This is a genomic window from Bacillus sp. N447-1, assembly GCF_022701035.1.
GTDB classification, from domain to species: Bacteria; Bacillota; Bacilli; order Bacillales; family Bacillaceae_G; genus Bacillus_A; species Bacillus_A cereus.
In genome coordinates, this window is sequence record NZ_CP065509.1 from 2,823,406 (window position 1) to 2,839,965 (window position 16,560).

Genomic DNA, 16,560 nt, shown 5'->3' on the forward strand with positions numbered 1-16,560 from the left:
TGCATATATACATGGAAGCGTTCTATGAATAAAGATAAGATTCCCCTCACCTTTATAAAAACGCCTCGTAGTCAAGCCATTTACGGTAGCTAGGTAGAAACTTTCGGGCCATATCCCCGATATTATACGACGGCTATAATATTCACTTTTTGTTTGAATTACATAATCATATTAACTCGACGAAGTAGTTTTGTCAATTTAAAAACGAACGTTTTTATAAACTTTTATAGTTTCGTTCGTATTAACACCAAAATAAAAAAGATCCACCTATGCATAAGCAATAGATGGACCTTTTTATAAATACTATTCCCACTCAATAGTTGCTGGTGGCTTACTCGTTACATCATACACGATACGGTTAACGTGTTTTACTTCGTTTACGATACGTACAGAGATTTTCTCTAATACGTCCCAAGGGATACGTGCCCAGTCAGCTGTCATACCGTCGATAGATGTTACCGCACGGATACCTACTGTGTAATCGTAAGTACGCTCGTCACCCATAACACCTACGCTACGCATACCAGGAAGCGCAGTGAAGTATTGCCAGATTTCACGGTCTAAGCCCGCTTTAATAATTTCTTCACGTAAAATCGCATCAGATTCACGAACGATTTCTAATTTCTCTTCTGTGATTTCACCTAATACACGAATACCAAGACCCGGTCCTGGGAATGGTTGACGCCATACGATTTCATCAGGAATTCCTAATTCAGATCCTAATACACGTACTTCGTCTTTAAATAACGTGTTTAAAGGCTCAATTAATTTGAACTGCATGTCTTCTGGAAGTCCACCAACGTTATGGTGAGATTTAATTGTTTGCGCAGTTGCTGTACCACTCTCAACGATATCTGTGTAAAGTGTACCTTGCGCTAAGAAGTCCATACCTTGTAATTTTGACGCTTCATCATCAAATACGTAAATGAATTCGTTACCGATGATTTTACGTTTTTGTTCTGGATCTTCTACACCTTTTAACTTGTCCATGAAGCGGTCTCTTGCATCCACTTTAATAACGTTCATATGGAAGCCTTCGCTAAATGTTTTCATAACGCCTTCTGCTTCACCTTTACGAAGTAAACCGTGGTCAACGAAAATACATGTTAATTGATCACCAATTGCTTTATGAATTAATACTGCTACAACAGAAGAGTCTACACCGCCACTAAGTGCGCATAGTACTTTTTTGTCTCCAACAGTTTCACGAATCTTTTCTAATTCTACTTCAATAAAGTTCTCCATGTTCCATCCTTCAGAACAACCACATACACCGAATACGAAGTTTTTAATTAAATCGTTACCGTGCTCAGAGTGACGTACTTCTGGGTGGAATTGTACACCGTATAAGTTTTTCGCTTCATTGCTCATACCAGCAATTGGGCAAGACTCACTTGTTGCATCTACTACGAATCCTTCAGGTAAACCAGTTACTAAGTCGCCATGGCTCATCCATACAACTTGCTCTTCTGGAAGGTTCGCATATAATTTTGATTCGTTCTCTACTTTAAGAACAGCTTTTCCGTACTCACGGTGATTTGCACGCTCTACTTTACCACCGAATTGTTGCGTCATAAGCTGCATACCGTAACAAATACCGAAGATTGGTAAACCTAGTTCAAAGATTTTTTCATCACAATGTAATGCACCTTCACCGTATACACTATTTGGTCCACCAGAGAAAATAATCCCTTTTGGATTCATTGCTTTAATTTCTTCTGCAGTAATTGTATGTGGATGAAGTTCACTGTATACACCGAACTCACGAATTCGACGTGCTATTAACTGATTGTATTGACTTCCAAAATCTAAAACGATAATTGTATCGTGTTGTTTCTTCAAAATAATCACCCCAACGTTAGTTCTCGTATATAAATATTTTCACCAATTTGGCGAAAAGCATTACCAATATAATAAAAAAAGCCAGTCCTCCGCCTCTAGTCTCATAACAAAGAAAAGGCAGGGGTCTGGCTTTATAAAGAAAGATAGTCTCCGCTCTTTATAAATATAAGACACACTGCCTTCATAGTCAGGTTGTTTACGGTAACCCGGTAGAGACTCTCAAACCATATCATTGAGGATATATGAAGGATCGTTTTATATTATCTTCCTAGATTCTAACAATGAAGTATCAATATGGTCAAGAGAGAAAGCGACAAAATTCTACAGAAATTCATTTCCTTTTCTAAAAAACATAAAAAAACATCCATTTCTATATAGAAATGGATGTTTTTTAGGACAAACGGAATTACATCATTCCGCCCATACCACCCATGCCCATGCCGCCCATGTCAGGCATTGCTGGTGCATTTGGTTCTGGCTTGTCAGCTACTACAGCTTCAGTTGTTAAGAACATAGCTGCAACAGATGCTGCGTTTTGAAGTGCAGAACGAGTTACTTTAGCTGGATCTACGATACCAGACTCAAGCATGTTAACCCATTCGCCAGTAGCTGCGTTGAAACCAACGCCTACTTTTTCGCCTTTTAGACGCTCTACAACTACAGATCCTTCTAGACCAGCGTTGATTGCGATTTGACGAACTGGCTCTTCTAGTGCACGAAGTACGATGTTGATACCTGTTGCTTCGTCGCCTTCAGCTACGATAGAAGCTACTTTTGTGTATACGTTCATAAGTGAAGTACCACCACCTGCAACGATACCTTCTTCTACTGCTGCACGAGTTGAGTTAAGTGCATCTTCAATGCGAAGTTTGCGCTCTTTTAACTCAGTTTCAGTTGCTGCACCTACTTTAATTACTGCTACGCCACCTGCTAGTTTAGCAAGACGCTCTTGTAATTTTTCGCGATCGAATTCAGAAGTTGTTTCTTCTAATTGCGCACGGATTTGACCGATGCGAGCTTCGATTTGTTCTGTGCTTCCTACACCTTCAACTACAGTTGTGTTTTCTTTTGTAACAACAACTTTACCAGCGCGTCCTAAAGATTCAACTGTAGCAGATTTTAAGTCACGGCCTAATTCTTCAGTGATCACTTCGCCACCAGTTAAGATTGCGATATCTTCTAGCATTGCTTTACGACGGTCACCAAATCCAGGAGCTTTAACAGCTACTACATTGAATGTACCACGAAGTTTGTTCACTACTAATGTAGCTAATGCTTCGCCTTCTACATCTTCAGCAATGATAAGAAGTGGTTTACCTTGTTGTACCACTTGCTCTAATACTGGTAAGATTTCTTGAATGTTAGAAATCTTTTTGTCAGTAATTAAGATATATGGGTTATCAAGAACTGCTTCCATTTTGTCAGAATCAGTAATCATGTAAGGAGATGCATAGCCACGATCAAATTGCATACCTTCTACTACGTCTAATTCTGTTGTGAATCCTTTAGACTCTTCTAAAGTAATAACGCCGTCGTTACCAACGCGCTCCATTGCTTCAGCGATTAATTGACCTACTTCTTCGTCAGCTGCAGAAATAGCAGCTACTTGTGCGATAGAAGATTTGCCTTCGATTGGTTTAGAAATCGTTTTTAATTCTTCAATTGCAGCAGTAACAGCTTTTTCGATACCTTTACGAAGACCCATTGGGTTCGCACCAGCTGTTACGTTTTTAAGACCTTCACGAATCATAGCTTGCGCTAATACAGTTGCAGTTGTTGTTCCGTCACCAGCTACGTCATTTGTTTTGCTAGCAACTTCTGCTACTAATTTCGCACCCATGTTTTCGAATGCATCTTCTAATTCGATTTCTTTTGCGATTGTTACACCATCATTTGTAATAAGTGGTGAACCAAATTTTTTCTCAAGTACAACGTTACGACCTTTTGGTCCAAGCGTAACTTTTACTGCGTTTGCAAGAGTGTCGACACCGCGAAGCATCGAACGACGTGCTTCTTCACTAAATTTAATATCTTTTGCCATAATAATTGACCCCCTTGGATTTTTTAAGATTTATATAATTAACCGATAACTGCTAAAATGTCACTTTCACGTAAAATCAAGTAGTCTGTACCTTCATATTTCACTTCAGTACCTGCATATTTTGAGAAGATGATAAGATCACCTGCTGCTACCTCTAAAGCAACACGCTCACCATTCTCAAGCACTCGACCAGTACCTACTGCAACAACTTTACCCTCTTGTGGTTTTTCTTTTGCAGTATCTGGTAATACGATACCACTTGCTGTTTTTTCTTCTGCTTGAACAAGCTCAATTACAACGCGATCACCTAATGGCTTTAGCATGAACAATAACCTCCTCATTTTGTTATGTAAATTTCTTTTATTAGCACTCAAGTCATCCGAGTGCTAACACACTTATAATAATAAATAATCTCAATTTCTTTTGCAAGTAAAAAAATCATAATTTTTTCGCAAATCACTATATAAACTTTCTATATACAATACTGCCTTTACTATATGAATCGTTGTTTCCACTGCTCGTATGTTACAATATGAAAGGACACCCTAAGTTGTTTTCGCTACACATACAACTTTCTCCTGTCTTCTATTATAATTTCAAATAAGGATTTACGAAAAAAACATAATTCAAGAGGTTTATATCGTAGGTAGCATATTTACATGTTATCCTAACTTATCTCATACACTATAGTTAGAAAGGATGGTTAAACCATTTGAAGAAACAATACTGGTGGATTATCGTTACATACATTTTAATGCAGTTATCTGGCGTTGTTGGATTACCACTTCTCCTAAAAACAGGACTCTATGATAATAGAGGATTTACCATTGAGGAAAAAGGACAAATCATAACAGGACACTGGGCAATTATTAGCTTCTTTGTTGCATTATGTATCGTACTTTGGTTACTTAGAACAGATATTCGTGACAGGCATTTAGATGCAATGCGCTCTTCTGTCCCAGCTACTATTGGATGGATTTTTATCGGGTTCTTCTTAGCTTTCTTTTCACAAATAGTTGCCGGTATGATCGAGATGCAGCTGCTAGGAATTAAACAAGGTTCAGAAAATACAATGAAACTTATGGAAATTGCAAGAACGACACCTTGGTTCCTTATTGTTGTTTCTATAATTGGACCTATCTTAGAAGAAATCGTATTTAGAAAAATTCTATTCGGCACGCTTTATAAGAAGTTTAACTTCTTTATCGCAGCTATCATTAGTTCGCTTGTATTCGCAGCAATTCATTTTGATTTTACTCACTTATTGGTATACACTGCTATGGGGCTCGTATTCGCCTTCTTATATGTGAAGACGAAACGTATTATCGTTCCGATTGCAGCTCATGTTGCGATGAATACATTAGTCGCTATTGGGCAAATTTTTATGAGCAATGAACAAATTCAAGAAATGATTAAAGAAGCTGAAAAAATGCAAGGCTTTATCGGAGGATTTTTTGTATGAGAAACTCACCATTGTTCATGGCTGCACTATACTTCCTTCTTGGATGTATCTTTACACGCTTCGCCATTACGAACGTGACAGATACAATCTGGAATATGTGGACAATACTATTTGCAGTTATGGCAACAATTGATTTTAATTTGGCACTTCGCCTTATATTAGTTAAATTCACAAAGAAGAAACAATAATAAAACGCAGAGGTCGCTTCCTCTGCGTTTTATTGTGGATAGTTTTTCAAAAAGTAAACTAATGTTTGTAACTCTACAGCTAAGTCAATATGATGAATTCTAATATTCTCTGATACGTTTAATCGCGCTGGTGTGAAATTCAAAATACCGTGCACGCTTGTTTCAGCTAATCTATCTGCTACAGCTTGTGCTACTGTAGCCGGTACTGTTAATATTGCCACTTGTATATCATTTGATAATCTCTCTTCTAATTCATCTAAATGATATACAGGAATGCCCCCGATTTCTGTTCCAACTTTCTCTTCACTAACATCAAATGCCATTTCAATTTTTGTATTATTGTTTTTCGTGAAATTATAATGTAAGAAAGCGGTCCCTAAATTACCTACTCCAATAAGTGCTACACGTGTTATATCATCTTGATCAAGTGTTTCGCGGAAAAATGATAATAAATAATTTACGTTATATCCATATCCCTTTTTCCCTAACGCTCCAAAATACGAAAAATCTCTTCGTATTGTTGCGGAATCTACTTTTACTGCCTCACTCAATTCGGCCGATGAAACACGCTGCTTACCAGAAAGAGATAAGTTTTGGATAAATCGATAGTATAGAGGCAATCTTTTAGCAGTGGCTTGTGGAATCTTTTGCTGATCCATATGACCTCTCCTCTCTTCCTATCTTTATTCATATACTTTAATCAAATACAGAAGTTTAGCACTCATTAAATTCCTTGTATAATAAAGAGAAGAAGTATTCTCTCTTTATTTTAAACTATACACTATTTTTAGTATGATTGAGAAATATAAACATGGCAAAGTTAAGAAATTATTTGAGGTGAAAACATTGATTTTATTACAAGTAAACGCGCTTTCGAAATTATACGGTGCAGAAACGATTCTTGCAAACATAAAATTGGAAGTACAAACAAAAGATCGTATCGCATTAGTTGGAAGGAATGGAGCAGGAAAATCTACATTATTAAAAATTATCGCTGGTGAATTATCTCATGATGGTGGCGAAATTATAAAACCGAAAGATGTCTCAATCGGATATTTAGCTCAAAATACTGGACTAGAAACGTCTTTAACAATTTGGGATGAAATGCTAACCGTCTTTACCCACTTACAGCAAATGGATACAAAACTTCGAAGGCTTGAGCAAGAAATGGGAAAAGAAGAAAACTTTTCAAACGAAGCTACATATGAAAGATTGTTAGCTGATTATGACCAACTACAACTCAATTATAAAGATCAAGGTGGATATCAATATGAAGCGGATATTCGCTCCATTTTAAGCGGCCTTGGCTTCCCAGTTGAAACGCACCAGACGACGATCTCTACTTTAAGCGGCGGGCAAAAAACAAGATTAGCTCTCGGGAAATTATTATTAACAAAACCAGACTTACTTATTTTGGACGAGCCTACAAACCATTTAGACATCGAAACATTAACATGGCTTGAGCAATATTTGCAAGGTTATCCTGGCGCAATATTAATCGTCTCACATGACCGTTATTTCTTAGACAAACTCGTTACACAAGTATATGAAATTTCGAATAAAGAAAGCAGACGATTTGTTGGTAACTACAGTAAATATTTAGACTTAAAATCAGCATTATATGAGCAAGAAATGAAACGTTACGAAAAACAACAAGATGAAATCGCAAAACTTGAGGACTTCGTTCAAAAGAATATAGCTCGCGCTTCTACAACGAAACGTGCTCAAAGTCGCCGTAAACAACTAGACAGAATGGAATTATTAACGAGACCATTAGGGGATTCTAAGTCAGCATCATTCCACTTCGATATTGAAAAACAAAGTGGAAATGATGTTTTACAAGTAAATGATGCAACCATCGGCTATGATGGAAACCCTATAATTGAACATGTAACTATGCGCTTAACTCGCGGAGATAGTGTTGCTTTAGTTGGTCCAAACGGAATTGGGAAATCCACATTGTTAAAATCCATTGTGAATAAGTTACCACTATTAAATGGTGATGTTTCTTTCGGATCAAATGTATCTGTTGGTTATTATGATCAAGAACAAGCAAACTTAACATCTTCTAAACGGGTTTTAAATGAACTATGGGATGAATATCCACTGCAACCGGAAAAAGAAATCCGTACTATACTTGGGAATTTTTTATTCACAGGAGATGATGTACTGAAACCAGTATCTTCCCTTAGTGGTGGACAAAAAGCTCGATTAGCTCTTGCAAAACTTATGATGCAAAAGTCAAATTTGTTAATTCTAGATGAGCCTACGAACCACCTTGATTTAAATAGTAAAGAGATTTTGGAGAATGCTTTAATTGATTACCCAGGGACTCTTCTATTCGTCTCACATGACCGCTACTTTATTAACCGTGTAACAACGACTGTGGTTGAGTTATCAACAGAAGGTGCACAGGAATATTTAGGGGATTACGATTACTACGTTGAAAAGAAAAATGAAATGATTGAACGTGCAGAACTTGAACAGCAAGAAAGTGACGTTCCTGTTCAAAAGGTGATTGCACAAGAGAAATTAAATTATTTAGAAGAAAAAGAGCGTAAAAAACTAGAGCGTCAACGCACTAGAAAAATTGAAGAGCTAGAACAAAGTATAGTGGAATTAGAAGAAGAAATTGCTACGTTAGAAGATCAACTTTGCTTACCAGAAATATATGCAGATTATGAAAAAGCTAGTGAAATTACAACTAAAAAGCAAACGCTACAAGAACAACTTGAAACTTGTATGGCAGAATGGGAAGAGCTGCATGTATAAGCATATTTAAATAAGGAAGATGTCTCATAAGTCAGGATTTTTGACTATGTGACATCTTTTTTTAGTACTTAAACAATTTTTTGAATATATCTATCGTAACTTAGAATATACTAACGATTTTTTAAATATATCTATTGTAACCCTATATATATTAACAATTCGACACGAAATACCTTTTTAACGACAAAGATTGACAATATTAGCATCTTCTATAATGGGGAGATGTTTCAAAATGTTTTTCGGGGATATCTTCTTGCTTTTTATTTCCCGAAAAAGAACAAATTCAAAGGTCTGACATCAACCTATTTATCCACAAGTTTATACACATATCCACCTTTATAAAATAAACATCAAAATAACTTTTCCACATTATCCACAGTCAATAAAAAAGTTATCAACATTTTATATACACAATAAAACCCACATTATCAACAGATAATATGGGTTTTATCCACAACCTGTGGTTAATTATGTGTATAACTATGCTTCAATATCTAATCCTGGATTTGCATTTAAGGCTAATGTTGCACGCTTACCTTGTTCATAAGCAATTGTCCCTGCCGCTGCAATCATCGCTGCATTATCTGTGCATAAAGATAGCGGCGGAATAATTAATTCAATGTTTTCTTTTTGTGCAAATTCCTCTTCTAATCGCGCACGAAGTCCTTTATTAGCAGCTACTCCACCAGCAAGAAGTAATTGCTTTACATTATAAGCTTCTGCTGCACGAGCTGCTTTCGTTACAAGTACATCTATTACACTTTCTTGGAAACTTGCCGCTAAATCTTCTGGTGCAATTTCTATACCGCGCTGTTTTGCGTTATGCACAGTGTTGATAACTGCTGATTTCAATCCACTAAAGCTAAAATCATACGAATCCGGTTCTAGCCATGCACGAGGCAAATCAATTGTCGGTTCTCCTTCATGTGCAAGGCGATCAATATGAGGACCACCTGGATATGGCATAGATAACGTACGAGCTACTTTATCATATGCTTCTCCAGCTGCATCGTCTCGTGTTTCACCAATTACTTCGAATGAACCATGTTCTTTCATATAAACAAGTTCTGTATGCCCACCAGATACAACAAGTGATAATAACGGGAATTGAACTTCTTTTACTAAACGGTTCGCATAAATATGACCAGCAATATGATGAACACCGACTAACGGAATATCATGTGCAAACGCTACTGCCTTCGCTGCATTTACTCCAATTAGAAGTGCTCCTACTAAACCAGGACCTTCTGTTACAGCAATTGCATCAATATCATCAAATGTGATATTTGCTTCCTTTAAAGCTTCTTCTAACACAACTGTAATTTCTTCTACATGATGACGGGATGCAATCTCTGGTACAACGCCGCCAAAACGTTTATGACTTTCAATTTGTGATGCAACGACATTCGCAATAATTTCCGTTCCATTTTTAACAACTGCTACTGCTGTTTCATCACAACTTGTTTCAATACCAAGTATAATCGTATTTTTTTCCATTATATATTCACCCACATTACGAGACCATCTTCCTGATTGTCTGCATAGTATCGTTTACGAATCCCACCATTTTGAAATCCGTATTTTCTGTATAACTGCTTTGCTACTTCATTTGATACACGTACTTCAAGTGTCATTGTTTTTACCCCTAGTTCTTTCGCTTCAGAAATAACTGCTTTCAATAGGGCATCTCCTAACTTTTGACCTCGGTATTCTGGCAAAATAGCTATATTTGTTATATGTGATTCATCAATAATTATCCACAATCCACAATACCCGACTACACGACCATCTTTTTCTAACACAATATAATGTGCATGTTCATTCATCGTTAATTCACGGTGAAAGGCATCTGCAGTCCAAGGAGTTGAAAAAGACGCTTCTTCAATAGCTACAATTTGAGCAATATCATCAAGCTCCATCTTTCTAAATATCATATCCATCTTCTGCAAGCTCCTACTTGTTTTGACTTTCTAACCACTTTGTTTCCGCTTCAGCTAAACGAAGATAGCTTGGAACAAACGTATGCACATCTTGTTCTTCTTTTTGTAATCCTAAGAATGCTAGCTCACTTGGTCTTGGGTTATTTTTAGTAAATGGAGCGAATACAGCTTGATCACCTAAATGTTCTATAATTGTTTCTTTATGCAATTTAACATCGTTACCGATAAATAAAACAGGCTGTCCTTTATCTTTTAACATTTGCAACCAGTCTACAATAAGAATAATTCGGTCTTCTTCTATTGAAGTTAACTGCTCTCCTTCATATGTATATAACCCAGTATAAATTTGCCCACGTCTTCCATCAAATAAAGGACAAATTAACCCGTTAAAGTTAGCACCGTTTGCAGCTACTACCTCTAAACTTGATACACCTACAATTGGTATTTGAAGTGACCAAGCTAATGTTTTCGCCGCTGTCACGCCTATACGAACACCTGTATAGGATCCAGGTCCAGCAGCTACAACGATTTTAGTTAATTCCTTCGGTTTTACACCGCATTCTTTTAACAGTTTCTCTACAGCTGGCATAAGACGTACAGAATGGTTTTTTGTTAAATTTGTAATGATTTCCCCAATTACGTTTTCTTCCTCAATAAGGGATACACCCATTACGTAATTTGAAGTATCAATTGCTAGTACTTTCATCTTGTAATAGCTCCTCACATAATCTAATATAGCGATCTCCAATTGGCTCGAGTATAATTTTTCTTGTGTCATCTCCAGCATGGAATAAACTAATTTGTAACTTTTCATTCGGTAAATATGCTTCTATTAAATGAGCCCATTCTACTACCGTAATTCCTTCACCGTAGAAATATTCATCAAAGCCTAAGTCCTCTTCACTTTCTGCTAAGCGATACACGTCCATATGATATAGCGGTAATCTTCCTTTATATTCTTTAATGATATTAAAGGTAGGACTATTTACAACTCTTTTCACTCCAAGACCTTTTGCTAGTCCCTTTGTAAAAGTCGTCTTACCAGCTCCAAGATCTCCTTCTAAAATAATTACGTCTTGTGCCTCTACGAGCTCACCTAGTTTTTCTGATAACCTTTGTGTTTCCTCAGAAGATTTTGTTGTTACTTCATATTTACTCACAGACTTCACCTACTTTACTCACAATGTTCTCTGCTCTTTATTATACAGGTTTTGAATATATAAAAAAGTCCTTAGGAGTTGTCCTAAGGATAGTTTGACTGTCTTTATTAGTTTTTTGTTAAAACAAATAAAAAAATACGAAACAACTTGTTTCGTTCTTTTCTTTATATGAAATGGCGGTCCCGACCGGGGTCGAACCGGCGATCTCCTGCGTGACAGGCAGGCATGTTAACCACTACACCACGGGACCATTTGGTTGCGGGGACAGGATTTGAACCTGCGACCTTCGGGTTATGAGCCCGACGAGCTACCGTGCTGCTCCACCCCGCGACAATATAAATAGCTTGGCGACGTCCTACTCTCACAGGGACAAGGTCCCAACTACCATCGGCGCTAGAGAGCTTAACTTCCGTGTTCGGTATGGGAACGGGTGTGACCTCTCTGCCATCATCACCAAACTATTGAAGGTATATTCCTTCAAAACTAGATAACATTTGCTACATATTATATGGTTAAGTCCTCGATCTATTAGTATTCGTCAGCTCCACATGTCACCATGCTTCCACCTCGAACCTATCAACCTGATCATCTTTCAGGGATCTTACTAGCTTACGCTATGGGAAATCTCATCTTGAGGGGGGCTTCATGCTTAGATGCTTTCAGCACTTATCCCTTCCGCACATAGCTACCCAGCTATGCCCTTGGCAGAACAACTGGTACACCAGCGGTGCGTCCATCCCGGTCCTCTCGTACTAAGGACAGCTCCTCTCAAATTTCCTACGCCCACGACGGATAGGGACCGAACTGTCTCACGACGTTCTGAACCCAGCTCGCGTACCGCTTTAATGGGCGAACAGCCCAACCCTTGGGACCGACTACAGCCCCAGGATGCGATGAGCCGACATCGAGGTGCCAAACCTCCCCGTCGATGTGGACTCTTGGGGGAGATAAGCCTGTTATCCCCGGGGTAGCTTTTATCCGTTGAGCGATGGCCCTTCCATGCGGAACCACCGGATCACTAAGCCCGACTTTCGTCCCTGCTCGACTTGTAGGTCTCGCAGTCAAGCTCCCTTATGCCTTTGCACTCTACGAATGATTTCCAACCATTCTGAGGGAACCTTTGGGCGCCTCCGTTACACTTTAGGAGGCGACCGCCCCAGTCAAACTGCCCACCTGACACTGTCTCCCGGGTCGATAAGACCCGTAGGTTAGAATTTCAATACAGTCAGGGCGGTATCCCACCAGCGCCTCCACCGAAGCTAGCGCTCCGGTTTCAATGGCTCCCGCCTATCCTGTACAAACTGTACCAAAATTCAATATCAGGCTACAGTAAAGCTCCACGGGGTCTTTCCGTCCTGTCGCGGGTAACCTGCATCTTCACAGGTACTATAATTTCACCGAGTCTCTGGTTGAGACAGTGCCCAAATCGTTACACCTTTCGTGCGGGTCGGAACTTACCCGACAAGGAATTTCGCTACCTTAGGACCGTTATAGTTACGGCCGCCGTTTACTGGGGCTTCAGTTCAGAGCTTCGCTTACGCTAACCCCTCTCCTTAACCTTCCAGCACCGGGCAGGTGTCACCCCCTATACTTCGCCTTACGGCTTCGCAGAGAGCTGTGTTTTGCTAAACAGTCGCTTGGGCCTATTCACTGCGGCTTTCCGTTAAGAAAGCACCCTTCTCCCGAAGTTACGGGGTCATTTTGCCGAGTTCCTTAACCAGAGTTCTCTCGCACACCTTAGGATTCTCTCCTCGCCTACCTGTGTCGGTTTGCGGTACAGGCACCTTTATCTCGCTAGAAGCTTTTCTTGGCAGCGGGGAATCAAAGACTTCGCTCCATAAGGAGCTTCCCCATCACAGCTCAGCCTTTACGATAAGCGGATTTGCCTACTTATCAGCCTAACTGCTTGGACGTGCACAACCAATCGCACGCTTCTTCTATCCTTCTGCGTCCCTCCATTGCTCAAACGATAAAGAGGTGGTACAGGAATATCAACCTGTTGTCCATCGCCTACGCCTGTCGGCCTCGGCTTAGGTCCTGACTAACCCTGAGCGGACGAGCCTTCCTCAGGAAACCTTAGGCATTCGGTGGACGGGATTCTCACCCGTCTTTCGCTACTCATACCGGCATTCTCACTTCTAAGCACTCCACCAGTCCTTCCGGTCTGACTTCACTGTCCTTAGAACGCTCCCCTACCACTGATACCATTGGTATCAATCCGCAGCTTCGGTGGTGTATTTAGCCCCGGTACATTTTCGGCGCAGAGTCACTCGACTAGTGAGCTATTACGCACTCTTTAAATGGTGGCTGCTTCTAAGCCAACATCCTAGTTGTCTAAGCAACTCCACATCCTTTTCCACTTAATACACACTTTGGGACCTTAGCTGGCGGTCTGGGCTGTTTCCCTTTTGACTACGGATCTTATCACTCGCAGTCTGACTCCTAAGGATAAGTCATTGGCATTCGGAGTTTGACTGAATTCGGTAATCCGATGAGGACCCCTAGTCCAATCAGTGCTCTACCTCCAAGACTCTTACACTTAAGGCTAGCCCTAAAGCTATTTCGGGGAGAACCAGCTATCTCCAGGTTCGATTGGAATTTCTCCGCTACCCACACCTCATCCCCGCACTTTTCAACGTGCGTGGGTTCGGGCCTCCATTCAGTGTTACCTGAACTTCACCCTGGACATGGGTAGATCACCTGGTTTCGGGTCTACGACCACGTACTAAACGCCCTATTCAGACTCGCTTTCGCTGCGGCTCCGCCTCTTCAGCTTAACCTCGCACGGGATCGTAACTCGCCGGTTCATTCTACAAAAGGCACGCCATCACCCGTTAACGGGCTCTGACTATTTGTAGGCACACGGTTTCAGGATCTCTTTCACTCCCTTCCGGGGTGCTTTTCACCTTTCCCTCACGGTACTGGTTCACTATCGATCACTAGGGAGTATTTAGCCTTGGGAGATGGTCCTCCCAGATTCCGACGGAATTTCACGTGTTCCGCCGTACTCAGGATACATTCAAGAGAGAACGAAGTTTCGACTACGGGGTTGTTACCTCTACGACGGACCTTTCCAGGTCGCTTCGTCTACCTCGTTCCTTTGTAACCCGTATAGAATGTCCTACAACCCCAAGAGGCAAGCCTCTTGGTTTGGGCTATGTTCCGTTTCGCTCGCCGCTACTCAGGAAATCGCATTTGCTTTCTTCCTCCAGGTACTTAGATGTTTCAGTTCCCTGGGTCTGTCTTCCTTACCCTATGTATTCAGATAAGGATACCATACCATTACGTATGGTGGGTTTCCCCATTCGGAAATCTTCGGATCAAAGCTTACTTACAGCTCCCCGAAGCATATCGGCGTTAGTCCCGTCCTTCATCGACTCCTAGTGTCAAGGCATCCACCGTGCGCCCTTTCTAACTTAACCAAACTAAAAATTAAAAAATATGAGCTACACTGTTATCTAGTTTTCAAAGAACATACATTTATATATGAGAGATAGTTCTCTCAAAACTGAACAAAACGAAACACGGAAACTTTATTGATGAACAGCGTTCATCAATTCTCCATAGAAAGGAGGTGATCCAGCCGCACCTTCCGATACGGCTACCTTGTTACGACTTCACCCCAATCATCTGTCCCACCTTAGGCGGCTGGCTCCAAAAAGGTTACCCCACCGACTTCGGGTGTTACAAACTCGTGGTGTGACGGGCGGTGTGTACAAGGCCCGGGAACGTATTCACCGCGGCATGCTGATCCGCGATTACTAGCGATTCCAGCTTCATGTAGGCGAGTTGCAGCCTACAATCCGAACTGAGAACGGTTTTATGAGATTAGCTCCACCTCGCGGTCTTGCAGCTCTTTGTACCGTCCATTGTAGCACGTGTGTAGCCCAGGTCATAAGGGGCATGATGATTTGACGTCATCCCCACCTTCCTCCGGTTTGTCACCGGCAGTCACCTTAGAGTGCCCAACTTAATGATGGCAACTAAGATCAAGGGTTGCGCTCGTTGCGGGACTTAACCCAACATCTCACGACACGAGCTGACGACAACCATGCACCACCTGTCACTCTGCTCCCGAAGGAGAAGCCCTATCTCTAGGGTTGTCAGAGGATGTCAAGACCTGGTAAGGTTCTTCGCGTTGCTTCGAATTAAACCACATGCTCCACCGCTTGTGCGGGCCCCCGTCAATTCCTTTGAGTTTCAGCCTTGCGGCCGTACTCCCAGGCGGAGTGCTTAATGCGTTAACTTCAGCACTAAAGGGCGGAAACCCTCTAACACTTAGCACTCATCGTTTACGGCGTGGACTACCAGGGTATCTAATCCTGTTTGCTCCCACGCTTTCGCGCCTCAGTGTCAGTTACAGACCAGAAAGTCGCCTTCGCCACTGGTGTTCCTCCATATCTCTACGCATTTCACCGCTACACATGGAATTCCACTTTCCTCTTCTGCACTCAAGTCTCCCAGTTTCCAATGACCCTCCACGGTTGAGCCGTGGGCTTTCACATCAGACTTAAGAAACCACCTGCGCGCGCTTTACGCCCAATAATTCCGGATAACGCTTGCCACCTACGTATTACCGCGGCTGCTGGCACGTAGTTAGCCGTGGCTTTCTGGTTAGGTACCGTCAAGGTGCCAGCTTATTCAACTAGCACTTGTTCTTCCCTAACAACAGAGTTTTACGACCCGAAAGCCTTCATCACTCACGCGGCGTTGCTCCGTCAGACTTTCGTCCATTGCGGAAGATTCCCTACTGCTGCCTCCCGTAGGAGTCTGGGCCGTGTCTCAGTCCCAGTGTGGCCGATCACCCTCTCAGGTCGGCTACGCATCGTTGCCTTGGTGAGCCGTTACCTCACCAACTAGCTAATGCGACGCGGGTCCATCCATAAGTGACAGCCGAAGCCGCCTTTCAATTTAGAACCATGTGGTTCAAAATGTTATCCGGTATTAGCCCCGGTTTCCCGGAGTTATCCCAGTCTTATGGGCAGGTTACCCACGTGTTACTCACCCGTCCGCCGCTAACTTCATAAGAGCAAGCTCTTAATCCATTCGCTCGACTTGCATGTATTAGGCACGCCGCCAGCGTTCATCCTGAGCCAGGATCAAACTCTCCAATAAAGTTAGTTTGTCTAGCATCTAAAATAAAAATTGACGTTTC

11 protein-coding genes, 2 tRNA genes, 3 rRNA genes and 2 riboswitches are annotated in these 16,560 nt (G+C 41.1%); of the genes, 3 read left to right on the forward strand and 13 right to left on the reverse strand.

Annotation, left to right across the window (positions count from 1 at the left end; all coding sequences use genetic code 11):
- Nucleotides 1–48: 48 nt before the first annotated feature.
- Nucleotides 49–151, reverse strand: a riboswitch (purine riboswitch).
- Between the two features lie 152 nt (nucleotides 152–303).
- The 3 genes from guaA to groES all read right to left on the reverse strand — a co-directional run bounded on the left by guaA (nucleotide 304) and on the right by groES (nucleotide 4,206).
- Nucleotides 304–1,842, reverse strand: a complete 1,539-nt coding sequence (gene guaA / locus IQ781_RS14105) for a glutamine-hydrolyzing GMP synthase (protein ID WP_000743924.1) — start codon at nucleotides 1,840–1,842, stop codon at nucleotides 304–306.
- A gap of 164 nt (nucleotides 1,843–2,006) precedes the next feature.
- A riboswitch (purine riboswitch) is annotated at nucleotides 2,007–2,108 on the reverse strand.
- Between the two features lie 140 nt (nucleotides 2,109–2,248).
- Complete coding sequence (gene groL / locus IQ781_RS14110; protein ID WP_001029993.1) at nucleotides 2,249–3,883, reverse strand: chaperonin GroEL; 1,635 nt, start codon at nucleotides 3,881–3,883, stop codon at nucleotides 2,249–2,251.
- A gap of 38 nt (nucleotides 3,884–3,921) precedes the next feature.
- Entirely contained in the window at nucleotides 3,922–4,206 is a 285-nt protein-coding gene (gene groES / locus IQ781_RS14115) for a co-chaperone GroES (protein WP_000917311.1), read from the reverse strand.
- A 389-nt stretch (nucleotides 4,207–4,595) separates the two neighbouring features.
- Between groES and IQ781_RS14120 the strand changes: the two genes are divergently transcribed.
- Together IQ781_RS14120 and IQ781_RS14125 are read left to right on the forward strand one after the other, a co-directional pair.
- Nucleotides 4,596–5,345: a CPBP family intramembrane glutamic endopeptidase gene (locus tag IQ781_RS14120; protein ID WP_016125317.1), complete on the forward strand. Its 750-nt coding sequence runs from the start codon at nucleotides 4,596–4,598 to the stop codon at nucleotides 5,343–5,345.
- Nucleotides 5,342–5,533 (forward strand): YdiK family protein, encoded by a 192-nt coding sequence (locus IQ781_RS14125; RefSeq protein ID WP_001246201.1) that lies wholly within the window; start codon nucleotides 5,342–5,344, stop codon nucleotides 5,531–5,533. The genes IQ781_RS14120 and IQ781_RS14125 overlap by 4 nt, the downstream gene beginning before the upstream one ends.
- Nucleotides 5,534–5,562: 29 nt before the next feature.
- On the opposite strand, the gene IQ781_RS14130 is transcribed toward IQ781_RS14125, so the two are convergent.
- Entirely contained in the window at nucleotides 5,563–6,192 is a 630-nt protein-coding gene (locus tag IQ781_RS14130; protein WP_000372699.1) for a redox-sensing transcriptional repressor Rex, read from the reverse strand.
- A gap of 187 nt (nucleotides 6,193–6,379) precedes the next feature.
- On the opposite strand from IQ781_RS14130, the gene IQ781_RS14135 reads away from it, so the two are divergent.
- The gene (locus IQ781_RS14135) at nucleotides 6,380–8,305 is read left to right on the forward strand and encodes an ABC-F family ATP-binding cassette domain-containing protein (protein ID WP_218976414.1); all 1,926 of its coding nucleotides are present in this window, start codon (nucleotides 6,380–6,382) and stop codon (nucleotides 8,303–8,305) included.
- A gap of 480 nt (nucleotides 8,306–8,785) precedes the next feature.
- Here the strand turns inward: IQ781_RS14135 and tsaD are convergent, their stop codons facing one another.
- From tsaD to IQ781_RS14180, 9 genes are all read right to left on the reverse strand, one after another.
- On the reverse strand, nucleotides 8,786–9,802 hold the full coding sequence (gene tsaD, locus IQ781_RS14140; RefSeq protein WP_000414585.1) for a tRNA (adenosine(37)-N6)-threonylcarbamoyltransferase complex transferase subunit TsaD: 1,017 nt from the start codon (nucleotides 9,800–9,802) through the stop codon (nucleotides 8,786–8,788).
- Entirely contained in the window at nucleotides 9,802–10,245 is a 444-nt protein-coding gene (gene rimI / locus IQ781_RS14145; protein WP_000367190.1) for a ribosomal protein S18-alanine N-acetyltransferase, read from the reverse strand. Before rimI ends, tsaD begins: the two co-directional genes overlap by 1 nt.
- A gap of 13 nt (nucleotides 10,246–10,258) precedes the next feature.
- Nucleotides 10,259–10,951, reverse strand: a complete 693-nt coding sequence (gene tsaB / locus IQ781_RS14150) for a tRNA (adenosine(37)-N6)-threonylcarbamoyltransferase complex dimerization subunit type 1 TsaB (RefSeq protein WP_000865740.1) — start codon at nucleotides 10,949–10,951, stop codon at nucleotides 10,259–10,261.
- Complete coding sequence (tsaE, locus tag IQ781_RS14155) at nucleotides 10,932–11,405, reverse strand: tRNA (adenosine(37)-N6)-threonylcarbamoyltransferase complex ATPase subunit type 1 TsaE (RefSeq protein WP_000049642.1); 474 nt, start codon at nucleotides 11,403–11,405, stop codon at nucleotides 10,932–10,934. The genes tsaB and tsaE overlap by 20 nt, the downstream gene beginning before the upstream one ends.
- A 174-nt stretch (nucleotides 11,406–11,579) precedes the next feature.
- A tRNA-Asp gene (locus tag IQ781_RS14160) sits at nucleotides 11,580–11,655 on the reverse strand.
- A gap of 3 nt (nucleotides 11,656–11,658) precedes the next feature.
- Nucleotides 11,659–11,735 (reverse strand) — tRNA-Met (locus IQ781_RS14165).
- 12 nt (nucleotides 11,736–11,747) lie between these two features.
- Nucleotides 11,748–11,863 (reverse strand): 5S ribosomal RNA (gene rrf / locus IQ781_RS14170).
- Between the two features lie 50 nt (nucleotides 11,864–11,913).
- A 23S ribosomal RNA gene (locus IQ781_RS14175) occupies nucleotides 11,914–14,827 on the reverse strand.
- 145 nt (nucleotides 14,828–14,972) lie between these two features.
- Nucleotides 14,973–16,520, reverse strand: a 16S ribosomal RNA gene (locus tag IQ781_RS14180).
- Together the 16S, 23S and 5S rRNA genes with 2 tRNA genes alongside form the textbook arrangement of a ribosomal RNA operon.
- Nucleotides 16,521–16,560: the final 40 nt, after the last annotated feature.

What these genes read in the sequence shown, in the direction of transcription:
- rimI (WP_000367190.1), bottom strand. Translation starts at nt 10,245, where the DNA reads ATGGATATGATATTTAGAAAGATGGAGCTTGATGATATTGCTCAAATT.
- tsaB (WP_000865740.1), bottom strand. Translation starts at nt 10,951, where the DNA reads ATGAAAGTACTAGCAATTGATACTTCAAATTACGTAATGGGTGTATCC.
- IQ781_RS14125 (WP_001246201.1), top strand. Translation starts at nt 5,342, where the DNA reads ATGAGAAACTCACCATTGTTCATGGCTGCACTATACTTCCTTCTTGGA.
- tsaD (WP_000414585.1), bottom strand. Translation starts at nt 9,802, where the DNA reads ATGGAAAAAAATACGATTATACTTGGTATTGAAACAAGTTGTGATGAA.
- groES (WP_000917311.1), bottom strand. Translation starts at nt 4,206, where the DNA reads ATGCTAAAGCCATTAGGTGATCGCGTTGTAATTGAGCTTGTTCAAGCA.
- groL (WP_001029993.1), bottom strand. Translation starts at nt 3,883, where the DNA reads ATGGCAAAAGATATTAAATTTAGTGAAGAAGCACGTCGTTCGATGCTT.
- IQ781_RS14130 (WP_000372699.1), bottom strand. Translation starts at nt 6,192, where the DNA reads ATGGATCAGCAAAAGATTCCACAAGCCACTGCTAAAAGATTGCCTCTA.